This is a genomic window from Pantoea sp. WMus005, assembly GCF_013415305.1.
Lineage (GTDB): Bacteria > Pseudomonadota > Gammaproteobacteria > Enterobacterales > Enterobacteriaceae > Pantoea > Pantoea rara.
Window position 1 is genome coordinate 1 of sequence record NZ_JACBXU010000002.1, and the last position, 11194, is coordinate 11194.

At 56.5% G+C, this 11194-nt stretch carries 6 protein-coding genes and 1 rRNA gene; 6 read left to right on the forward strand and 1 reads right to left on the reverse strand.

Annotated elements, in window-relative coordinates; genetic code table 11:
- The first annotated feature begins 154 nt into the window (after nucleotides 1–154).
- The 5 genes from rrf (at nucleotide 155) to aceK (ending at nucleotide 6370) form a co-directional block, all read left to right on the forward strand.
- Nucleotides 155–270 (forward strand): 5S ribosomal RNA (rrf, locus tag HZZ01_RS10395).
- Between the two features lie 179 nt (nucleotides 271–449).
- A complete protein-coding gene (metA, locus tag HZZ01_RS10400; RefSeq protein WP_179897157.1) occupies nucleotides 450–1379 on the forward strand; it encodes a homoserine O-succinyltransferase in 930 nt (309 codons plus the stop codon).
- A gap of 262 nt (nucleotides 1380–1641) precedes the next feature.
- The gene (gene aceB / locus HZZ01_RS10405; protein ID WP_179897159.1) at nucleotides 1642–3240 is read left to right on the forward strand and encodes a malate synthase A; all 1599 of its coding nucleotides are present in this window, start codon (nucleotides 1642–1644) and stop codon (nucleotides 3238–3240) included.
- Nucleotides 3241–3257: 17 nt separating this feature from the next.
- A complete protein-coding gene (gene aceA, locus HZZ01_RS10410) occupies nucleotides 3258–4559 on the forward strand; it encodes an isocitrate lyase (protein ID WP_179897161.1) in 1302 nt (433 codons plus the stop codon).
- Between the two features lie 62 nt (nucleotides 4560–4621).
- Nucleotides 4622–6370, forward strand: a complete 1749-nt coding sequence (aceK, locus tag HZZ01_RS10415; RefSeq protein WP_179897163.1) for a bifunctional isocitrate dehydrogenase kinase/phosphatase — start codon at nucleotides 4622–4624, stop codon at nucleotides 6368–6370.
- Here aceK and iclR read toward each other — a convergent pair.
- Entirely contained in the window at nucleotides 6345–7172 is an 828-nt protein-coding gene (gene iclR / locus HZZ01_RS10420; protein WP_179897165.1) for a glyoxylate bypass operon transcriptional repressor IclR, read from the reverse strand. The genes aceK and iclR overlap by 26 nt on opposite strands.
- Nucleotides 7173–7317: 145 nt before the next feature.
- Between iclR and metH the strand changes: the two genes are divergently transcribed.
- Complete coding sequence (gene metH, locus HZZ01_RS10425) at nucleotides 7318–11049, forward strand: methionine synthase (RefSeq protein ID WP_218928161.1); 3732 nt, start codon at nucleotides 7318–7320, stop codon at nucleotides 11047–11049.
- Nucleotides 11050–11194 lie beyond the last annotated feature (145 nt).

Consider the following 11194-nt stretch of genomic DNA (forward strand, 5'->3'; position numbering starts at 1 on the left):
GGTGTGTAAGCGCAGCGATGCGTTGAGCTAACCGGTACTAATGACCCGTGAGGCTTAACCTTACAACGCCAGAGGCGTTTTTGAGAGACACGATTTTCAGCCTTGTACCGGATATATCTGCGCGGCCCCCGGGGCGGCGCAGAGACAGAATCTGCCTGGCGGCTTTAGCGCGGTGGTCCCACCTGACCCCATGCCGAACTCAGAAGTGAAACGCCGTAGCGCCGATGGTAGTGTGGGGTCTCCCCATGCGAGAGTAGGGAACTGCCAGGCATTAAATAAGTGAAGAAGCCCCGCACGGAAGTGCGGGGCTTTTTTACGTCTGCAATATGCCACTTTAAGCTGAAACATTTTCATTTTCTGCATGAAACCTCGACATCTCACAACGATCAGGCTAATGTTGGGCATCCAGATGTCTAAACGTTTATATGGTTGCGAGAGGTGAGCAGGTTATGCCAATCAGGGTCCCCGACGAATTACCGGCAGTGAATTTTTTACGTGACGAAAATGTCTTTGTCATGACATCGTCGCGTGCCAGTGTTCAGGAGATCCGACCGCTTAAAGTGCTCATACTGAATCTGATGCCGAAAAAGATCGAAACAGAGAATCAGTTTCTGCGTCTGCTTTCCAACTCGCCTTTACAGATCGATATTCAGTTACTGCGCATCGACAGCCGTGAGTCACGTAATACGCCCACTGAGCATCTCAACAACTTCTACTGCAATTTTGAAGATATCCAGCATGACAACTATGACGGCTTAATCGTGACAGGTGCGCCACTTGGGCTGGTCGATTTTAATGATGTTGCCTACTGGCCCCAGATTCAGCGCGTGCTGCACTGGGCAAACGAGCATGTCACCTCAACCCTGTTTGTCTGCTGGGCCGTGCAGGCTGCGCTGAATATTCTGTATGGCATTCCCAAGCAAACCCGGCATAACAAACTTTCTGGCGTCTATGAGCATCAGATACTGCATCCTCATGCGTTACTGACCCGGGGTTTTGATGATAATTTCCTCGCGCCACACTCTCGCTATGCTGATTTTCCTGCTCACCTGATCACGGATTACACCGATCTTGAGCTGTTTGCTGAATCGGAACAAACCGGTGCCTATCTGATGGCGAGCAAAGACAAACGCCTGGTGTTTGTTACTGGCCATCCGGAGTATGACGCGCTGACGTTGTCTGGTGAGTATCATCGCGATTATGAAGCCGGGGTGAATCCGGACATCCCCTATAACTATTTCCCGCAGGATAATCCGGCCCTGCCACCACGTGCCACGTGGCGTAGTCACGGCAATCTGCTGTTCTCCAACTGGCTCAACTACTACGTTTATCAGATCACGCCGTTCGATCTGCGCCGCATGAATCCTACGCTCGAATAGACCCGCTCAAAGATCAACTGAACCGTGTTAGCCGATGGCAGCACGGTTTTTTTTCGCCAGTAAAACAGCAATGAAAACCGTTCCTTTACTAAATAAAAATTTAATTGCATATAAAACATTGAGATAGGTCGATTAAATTACAAAAATGGAAATAGTTTTTGATTTAGAAAAATAAATCTTTATGCTCTGATCCTGTCGCTTACAAAACAAACACCGTGTGGATCCGCTGCATTCGATCCTTTGAATACAGGAGAACGCCAGCATGACAGACTCAGTGATCAGCCATACCCTGAACTTTAGCCAGCCCTTTAGCCATACCGAACAGCAGTTGTTAACGCCCGAGGCGATTTCCTTTCTGGAGGCCCTGGTTGCGCGCTTTGCACCGCAACGCGAAGAACTGTTATCGGCTCGCCAGCAGCGTCAGCAACAATATGACCAGGGCTACCTGCCAGATTTCAATATGGAAACAGCTTCCATAAGAGCCAGTGAATGGCGTATTCAATCCATACCCCCAGATTTACAGGATCGTCGGGTCGAGATTACCGGCCCTCCCGATCGAAAAATGGTCATTAATGCCCTGAACTCAAACGTAAAAGTTTTTATGGCTGACTTTGAGGATTCGCTGTCACCGGAGTGGTCAAAGCTGATTGAAGGACAGCTGACATTGCGCGAGGCGGTGCAGGGCACTCTGAGTTTCACCAGCGACAAAGGCAAAATTTATCAGCTCGGCGCAAACCCTGCGGTACTGATGTGCCGGGTTCGCGGCCTGCATCTGTCAGAAAAACATGTCAGCTGGCAGGGTGAGGCGATTCCGGGCGGGCTGTTTGATTTCGCGCTCTATTTCTTCCACAACGTGCGGCCATTACTGGCCAAAGGCAGCGGACCCTACTTCTACCTGCCGAAAACAGAGAGCTGGCAGGAGATCGCCTGGTGGCGTGAGATCTTCAGTTTCAGCGAGGATCAATTCGATCTGCCGCGCGGCACGATCAAAGCCACTGTCCTGATCGAAACGTTACCCGCCGTGTTTCAGATGGATGAGATCCTGTGGAATCTGCGCGATCACATTGTTGGCCTCAACTGTGGTCGCTGGGATTACATTTTTAGCTATATCAAAACCCTGAAACAGCATGCGGATCGCGTGCTGCCGGATCGCCAGTCCGTCACCATGTCTCAGCCGTTCCTGGATGCTTACTCGCGCCTGCTGATTAAAACCTGTCATCGCCGGGGAGCATTCGCAATGGGCGGAATGTCAGCCCTGATACCCGCTAAAGATCCGACGCGTAATGCCTGGGTGCTGCAGCGCGTGACGGAGGATAAGCAGCGGGAGGCGGGCAACGGGCATGACGGCACCTGGATTGCGCATCCGGGCCTGGCAGATACCGCAATGGCGGTCTTCAATGCCACGCTGGGTGACCGACTCAATCAGCTGCATGTCATGCGGGAAGAGGATGCACCGATTACGGCGGAGCAATTACTCGCACCCTGTCAGGGTGAGCGCACCGAAGCAGGGATGCGCGCCAACATCCGCGTCGCGCTGCAATACCTTGAAGCCTGGATCAGTGGTAACGGCTGTGTGCCGATAGACGGGCTGATGGAGGATGCCGCCACTGCTGAGATTGCACGCACCTCAATCTGGCAATGGATTCGTCATCAGCAAGTGCTGAACAGTGGCCAGCAGGTCACGGCTGAACTGTTTCTGCGCTGGCTGAACGAAGAGCTCCATCTGCTGCAAAACGCGCTGGGCGAAGCCCCATTCAGCGCCGGTCGCTATGACGACGCGGCACAGCTGATGGCGCAGATCACCACCGAACGCGAGCTGGTTTCCTTTCTTACCCTGCCAGGCTATCGCCTGATCCCCTGAACAGAGGAGCTATTGCCATGACACGTACTCAACAGATCGATCAACTGGAACAACTCTGGCAGACCGCACGCTGGGAGGGCATTACCCGCCCTTACAGCGCAGCAGAGGTCGTCAATCTGCGCGGCTCGGTTCTGCCCGCCTGTACGCTGGCAGAGCGCGGCGCGGAAAAATTATGGGCATTGCTGAACGGCGAGGCGAAGAAAGGATATATCAATAGTCTGGGTGCGCTGAGTGGTGGACAAGCACTGCAGCAGGCCAAAGCGGGCATCGAAGCAATCTACCTCTCTGGCTGGCAGGTGGCTGCGGATGCCAACGTGGCGGGGCAGATGTATCCCGATCAGTCGCTCTACCCGGTGAACTCAGTGCCAGAAGTGGTGACCCGTATTAATCAGACCTTCCAGCGCGCCGACCAGATTCAGTGGTCCAGCGGCATTGAAAAAGGTGACAGCCGGCACACCGATTTCTTCCTGCCGATTGTGGCTGATGCGGAAGCGGGTTTTGGCGGCGTGCTCAATGCGTATGAGCTGATGAAGGCGATGATTCAGGCAGGCGCGGCGGCGGTCCACTTCGAAGATCAGCTGGCGGCGGTAAAAAAATGCGGTCACATGGGCGGCAAAGTGCTGGTACCGACTCAGGAAGCGATTCAGAAACTGGTGGCGGCAAGGCTGGCTGCCGATGTGATGGGTGTGCCAACCGTACTGCTGGCCCGCACCGATGCCGACGCCGCTGACCTGATTACCTCAGACTGCGATGAATACGATCGTCCCTTTATACGTGGCGACCGGACGGCAGAAGGCTTCTTTCGCACTCACGCTGGCATTGAACAGGCGATCAGTCGCGGACTGGCCTATGCCCCTTACGCTGACATCCTGTGGTGTGAAACCTCAACGCCGGATCTGGCGATGGCACAGCGCTTTGCTGATGCTATTCATGCGCGTTTCCCCGGCAAGCTGCTGGCCTACAACTGTTCACCGTCGTTCAACTGGAAGAAGAACCTCGACGATCGCACTATCGCAAAATTTCAGCAGGCGCTCAGCGACATGGGCTATCGCTTCCAGTTCATCACGCTGGCGGGCATCCACAGCATGTGGTTCAACATGTTCGATCTGGCCCATGCCTATGCCCAGGGAGAAGGGATGCGTCACTACGTGGAAAAGGTTCAGCAGCCTGAGTTCGCTGCCCGCGATCGCGGTTACAGCTTCTCATCACATCAGCAGGAAGTCGGCACCGGCTATTTCGATCAGGTGACCAACATCATTCAGGGCGGTAAGTCCTCGGTCACCGCGCTCACCGGTTCGACTGAAGAGCACCAGTTCTGACGCTTATCCTCTGACGGATTCCCCGCCTGCACCATGCAGGCGGGCATTGACCGGAGCTGACTATGCCGCCACGTGAATCCCTGATTGCCCACACTATTCTGCAGGGTTTTGATGCTCAGTATGGCCGCTTTCTGGATATTACCGCCGGGGCGCAGCAGCGTTTTGAGCAGGCGGAATGGCAGGCAGTGCAGCATGCTATGAAGGCCCGCATTCATCTCTATGACCATCACGTCAGTCTGGTGGCCGATCAGCTGCGGGTGCTGAACGGCGCGGCCAGCTGGGATGATATTTTCTGGCTGCGGGTGAAGGATCATTACCAAAGCCTGCTGCCGGGCTATCCACGACATGAGATTGCCGAAAGCTTCTTTAATTCTGTCTATTGTCGCTTGCATGGACATGCCGACCTGCAGCCGGACCGGTTGTTTATCATCAGCTCGCAGCCCATAACCACCCCGGTCACACCTTTGCGGCCCTTATCACGGCGTTATCAGCCGGAGCGGGGCTGGCGGGCATTGGTGGAGCAGGTGCTGGGAGATTTACCTCTGACGCTCCCGTGGCAGCATCGCGCGCGCGATGTCGGGTGGATTGTCCGCCACCTGGAGTCGCATTTCCCCCGGCTGAGCCAGGGCTGGCTCGAGGTCAACAGTGAACTCTTTTATCGCAACAAAACTGCCTGGCTGGTGGCGCGCCTGCATCTGCCGGAGGGCATTTTTCCCTGTCTGCTGCCGATACAGCGCACTGAAAGCGGCGAACTGTGGATCGACACCTGCCTCACCGATGTAAATGACGCCAGTATTGTCTTTGGTTTTGCCCGCGCCTATTTCATGGTTTATGCCCCGGTGCCTGCGGCGCTGGTCGCCTGGCTGCAGCCCATTCTGCCTGGCAAAACCCTGGCGGAGCGCTATATGGCGATTGGCTGCCAGAAGCACGGCAAAACCGAAAGCTATCGTGAATATCTTCAGGCGCTGGCCGGGAGTGACACGGCCTTTGAGATCGCGCCTGGCGTGCGCGGCATGGTGATGCTGGTCTTTACGCTGCCAGGCTTTGACTGGGTATTCAAAGTCATCAGGGATCGCTTCGCGCCGCAAAAAGAGGTGACGGAAGCGCAGGTCCGCGCCTGTTATCAGCAGGTCAAAGAGCACGATCGCGTGGGACGGATGGCGGATACGCAGGCGTTCGAGCAGTTTGCACTGCCGCTGTCGCGCATCTCACCGGCGCTGCTGGCGGAACTCCACGCCTGCGTTGCAGAGAAGCTGCACATCGAAGGCGATCGCCTGATCATCCGTCATCTGTGGCTGGAGCGCCGAATGCAGCCGCTTAATCTCTATCTGGCGCAGGCCAATGCAGGAGAGCGACGTCATGCCATTGAGGAGTATGGCAACGCCATCCGACAGCTGGCGGCCGCCAATATCTTTCCTGGCGATATGTTGTTTAAAAACTTCGGCATAACCCGCCATGGCCGGGTAATTTTTTACGATTACGATGAAATTCGTCCGATGCAGGAGCTGAACTTCCGGGAGGTGCCAGCGGCGCGCTATGAGGAAGATGAACTCAGTGCCGAACCGTGGTACAGCGTCGGGCCGGACGATGTCTTCCCGGAAACCTTCCGCTATGCGTTATGCAGTGAAGCCGCGACCGGCGCCTTGCTGCTGCAACTGCATCCGGAGATATTTGACGCCAGCTGGTGGCGTGCGCAGCAACAGCGCATCGCACAGGGCCATGTGGAAGAGGTGATCGCCTGGCGGCAGACGCAGCGTTTCAGCGTCTGCTACGCGGCAGAGGTTATTAACGACCGCTGTACGCCAGCGTAACCTGACGCGCTTCGCGAATGACCAGCGCACCTAACTCCGTAATCCGATCGTCTGTCATGCGGGCGATGGGGCCGGAGATGGAGAGCGCGGCAAACGCCTCGCCATGTTCATCATAGATGGGCGCGGCGACACAGCGCAATCCGAGTGCATGCTCTTCATCATCCAGCGAAAAGCCCGCTTTGCGAACCTGTGCCAGATTATCCTTCAGGCTCTGCGGCGACATCAGGGTCTTCGGCGTGTAGTAGTGCAATCCTTTCTGATGCAGCAGGGCGGTGACCTGTTCATCACCCAGATGCGCCAGAAACGCTTTGCCTGCGCCTGATGCATGCATCGGTAGCTTGCCGCCAATCGGCGCAGACATCCGCATCAGCTGGGTACACTGCACCTGATCAATGATCACGGCCTGGTAGTCACTGAGATCCAGCACCGCCAGATTCACCGTCTCACCGGACTGCTCCATCAGGCTTCGCAGCACCGGGTGAACCAGCGCCAGCAGATTACGGCTCTGCAGGAAACTGCTGCCGACCACAAAGGCGTGGGCGCCAATCGTCCATAGCCCCAAATCGCCCACCTGGCGGACAAAACCCTGTTGCTGCATGGTGCTGAGCAGGCGATGCGTGGTGGAGTTAGGCAAACCCGCCTGCTGCGCCAGTTCGGTCAGCGCCACGCTACCATGCGAATCAGCAATCAGCTCCAGCAGCGTCAGGCCGCGCGTCAGCGATTGAACCTGACCGCCCGTGGGTGCGGCGACAGGAGTGCCGCGGGGTTTCTTACCGCGCTTAACGGGAACGGGCGTTGCCATCGTTGTTTCTCCTTTTACATTGTGGAAATCATTTTCGTTTTAATCGCGCGGTTTGCAAACGCTGGTTTTCTGGTCAGACCTGTGAGGCCGTGTCTGAAAATCTCTCCGTCGAGGTTACTTTGTCGCCTGACCAGCTTGTGCCAGAATGAAAAACGGGCTTTTCCGCCAGCAGACTGACGTGAATGGGGCAACAGTGAGCAATAAAATCGACGCGCTACATCAGCAGCTCGCACAACGCATTATGGTGTTGGATGGCGGCATGGGCACTATGATCCAGAGCTACCGGCTGGAGGAAAAGGATTATCGTGGCAGCCGTTTCGCGGACTGGCCCTGCGATCTCAAAGGCAACAACGACCTGCTGGTGCTGAGTAAACCAGACGTGATCCGCGAGATCCACGACGCCTATCTGGCTGCGGGGGCGGATATCCTCGAAACCAACACCTTCAACGCCACGTCGATTGCGATGGCGGATTACCAGATGGAAAGTCTATCGGCGGAGATCAATTTCGAAGCGGCCCGACTGGCGCGCATCTGCGCCGATGCGTGGACGACGAAAACGCCGGATCGTCCGCGTTATGTCGCGGGTGTTCTCGGCCCGACCAACCGCACCTGCTCGATCTCACCCGACGTCAACGATCCCGCCTACCGAAATGTCACCTTTAATCAGCTGGTGGAAGCCTACCGTGAATCGACCCGCGCGCTGGTGGAGGGCGGTTGCGACCTCATCATGATCGAAACGGTGTTTGATACGCTGAATGCTAAAGCGGCCATCTATGCGGTGCAGACCGAGATGGAAGCGCTGGGTGTGACGCTGCCGCTGATGATCTCCGGCACCATCACCGATGCCTCCGGCCGGACGCTCTCCGGCCAGACCACCGAGGCTTTTTACAACTCGCTACGTCACGCCGAACCGCTCTCTTTTGGCCTGAACTGCGCGCTGGGACCGGATGAGCTGCGTCAGTATGTCGCGGAGCTGTCGCGCATCGCCGAAGGCTACGTCACTGCCCATCCCAACGCTGGTCTGCCAAACGCGTTCGGCGAATACGATCTCGATGCGGAGCTGATGGCGCAGCAGATTGGTGAATGGGCGACTTCGGGTTTTCTGAACATCATTGGCGGTTGCTGTGGCACCACGCCGCAGCATATTGCGGCGATGGTCGCGGCGGTTGAAGGCGTCGCGCCGCGTCCCTTGCCGACGATTCCGGTGGCCTGTCGTCTCTCCGGCCTGGAGCCGCTAAACATCACCGCAGAGTCACTGTTTGTTAACGTCGGTGAGCGCACCAATGTCACCGGCTCAGCAAAATTTAAGCGGCTGATTAAAGAAGAGAAGTACAACGAAGCGCTGGAAGTGGCGCTGCAGCAGGTGCAGAGCGGCGCGCAGATCATCGACATCAACATGGATGAAGGGATGCTCGACGCTGAAGCGGCGATGGTGCGCTTTCTGAATCTGATTGCGGGCGAACCCGATATTGCCCGTGTGCCGATTATGATCGACTCCTCGAAATGGGCGGTCATTGAGAAAGGGCTACAGTGCATTCAGGGCAAAGGGATCGTTAACTCGATTTCGATGAAAGAGGGTGAAGCGGCCTTTATCCACCATGCGCGCCAGGTCAGGCGTTATGGCGCGGCCATGGTAGTCATGGCGTTTGACGAAGTAGGTCAGGCGGATACCCGCGCCCGAAAAATTGAGATCTGCCGCCGTGCCTACAGGATTCTGACTGAGCAGGTGGGTTTCCCACCGGAAGATATCATCTTTGATCCCAATATCTTTGCGGTCGCCACCGGCATCGACGAACACAACAACTACGCCATGGATTTCATCGGTGCCTGTGAAGATATCAAGCGTGAACTGCCCCATGCCATGATCTCCGGCGGCGTCTCCAACGTGTCGTTTTCATTCCGGGGCAACGATCCGGTGCGTGAAGCGATACACGCGGTGTTCCTCTATTATGCCATCCGAAAAGGCATGGATATGGGCATCGTCAACGCAGGCCAGCTGGCCATCTATGACGATCTGCCGGCAGAACTGCGTGACGCGGTAGAGGATGTGATCCTTAACCGCCGTGATGATGGCACCGAGCGGCTGCTGGCGCTGGCGGAAAAATACCGTGGCGGCAAAAGCGATGGGGCGCAGGAAAAGCAGCTTGCCGAGTGGCGCAGCTGGGACGTGGTGAAGCGGCTGGAGTATTCGCTGGTCAAGGGGATCACGGAGTTTATCGAGCAGGATACCGAAGAGGCGCGTCAGCAGGTACCACGTCCGATAGAGGTAATTGAAGGCCCGCTAATGTCCGGCATGAACGTAGTCGGGGATCTGTTTGGCGAAGGCAAAATGTTCCTGCCGCAGGTGGTAAAGTCGGCGCGCGTGATGAAACAGGCAGTGGCATATCTGGAGCCCTTTATCGAAGCCAGCAAAGAGGCGGGGCGCAGCAACGGTAAAATCGTGCTGGCCACGGTCAAAGGCGACGTGCATGACATCGGCAAAAACATTGTCGGCGTGGTGCTGCAGTGTAATAACTACGAAATTATCGACCTCGGTGTAATGGTGCCGGGCGAAAAAATCCTCAAAACGGCGCGCGAAGTGAATGCGGACATCATTGGCCTGTCAGGCCTGATTACGCCGTCGCTGGATGAGATGGTCAATATGGCGAAAGAGATGGAGCGGCAGGGCTTTACCTTACCCCTGCTGATTGGCGGGGCGACCACTTCCAAGGCGCATACCGCCGTCAAAATTGAGCAGCACTACAGCGGTCCGACGGTCTACGTGCAGAACGCCTCACGCACCGTTGGCGTGGTGTCATCCCTGCTTTCTGCCACCTTAAAAGACGATTTCGTTGCCCGAACGCGTAAAGAGTACGAAACCGTGCGCATCCAGCATGCACGCAAAAAGCCACGCACGCCGCCGGTCTCGTTGCAGGCAGCGCGCGATAACGCCACCTCACTAGACTGGGAGAGTTACACGCCGCCGGTGCCGCATCGCCCGGGTGTCAGTCAGGTGGAGGCCAGCATTGCCACGCTGCGGCACTACATTGACTGGACGCCATTCTTTATGACCTGGTCGCTGGCGGGCAAATATCCCCGCATCCTTGAGGATGAAGTGGTGGGTGAAGAGGCGCAGCGCCTGTTTGCCGATGCCAATGCGATGCTCGACCGATTAAGTGAGGCGTCGCTGCTGAAGCCGCGTGGTGTGGTCGGTATTTTCCCGGCTAATCGGGTCGGCGATGACATTCATCTCTACAGTGATGAGCGGCGCGATGAAGTGCTGTGTGTGAGTCATCACTTACGTCAGCAGACTGAGAAAACCGACTTCGCCAACTACTGTCTGGCGGATTTTGTCGCCCCGAAAACCTCCGGAAAAGCGGATTATCTGGGCGCATTCGCGGTGACAGGCGGGCTGGAAGAAGATGCGCTGGCGGACGCCTATGATCGTCAGCACGATGACTACAACAAGATCATGGTGAAAGCGCTGGCTGACCGTCTGGCGGAAGCCTTTGCTGAATATCTGCACGAGCGGGTGCGTAAGGTGATCTGGGGCTTTGCACCCAACGAAAATCTGAGCAATGAAGAGCTAATCCGCGAAAATTATCAGGGGATACGTCCGGCACCAGGCTATCCGGCCTGCCCGGAGCACACTGAGAAAGCCGCTATCTGGAGTCTGCTGTCAGTGGAAGAGCAGACCGGCATGAAGCTCACCGAATCCTTTGCCATGTGGCCGGGTGCGGCGGTGTCTGGCTGGTACTTCAGCCATCCTGACAGCCGCTATTTCGCCGTGGCACAGATTCAGCGTGATCAGGTGGAAGATTATGCGGCACGCAAAGGGATGTCGGTTACCGAAGTAGAGCGCTGGCTGGCGCCAAATCTCGGCTACGATGCGGACTAAATAAAAAAAGCGGCCAGCGGGCCGCCTGAAGGGAGGGAAATCAACGCCGACGCTGTCAGCTGTGTTATCGCGCCAGCGCAGTAAACCCGGCCAGATTCATCCTGAGCCTGCTTTCTCTCATTAGCATGAAGCGGCCCGGAGGCCG

What these genes read in the sequence shown, in the direction of transcription:
- aceK (WP_179897163.1), top strand. Translation starts at nt 4,622, where the DNA reads ATGCCGCCACGTGAATCCCTGATTGCCCACACTATTCTGCAGGGTTTT.
- aceA (WP_179897161.1), top strand. Translation starts at nt 3,258, where the DNA reads ATGACACGTACTCAACAGATCGATCAACTGGAACAACTCTGGCAGACC.
- metH (WP_218928161.1), top strand. Translation starts at nt 7,318, where the DNA reads ATGAAAAACGGGCTTTTCCGCCAGCAGACTGACGTGAATGGGGCAACA.
- metA (WP_179897157.1), top strand. Translation starts at nt 450, where the DNA reads ATGCCAATCAGGGTCCCCGACGAATTACCGGCAGTGAATTTTTTACGT.
- aceB (WP_179897159.1), top strand. Translation starts at nt 1,642, where the DNA reads ATGACAGACTCAGTGATCAGCCATACCCTGAACTTTAGCCAGCCCTTT.
- iclR (WP_179897165.1), bottom strand. Translation starts at nt 7,172, where the DNA reads ATGGCAACGCCCGTTCCCGTTAAGCGCGGTAAGAAACCCCGCGGCACT.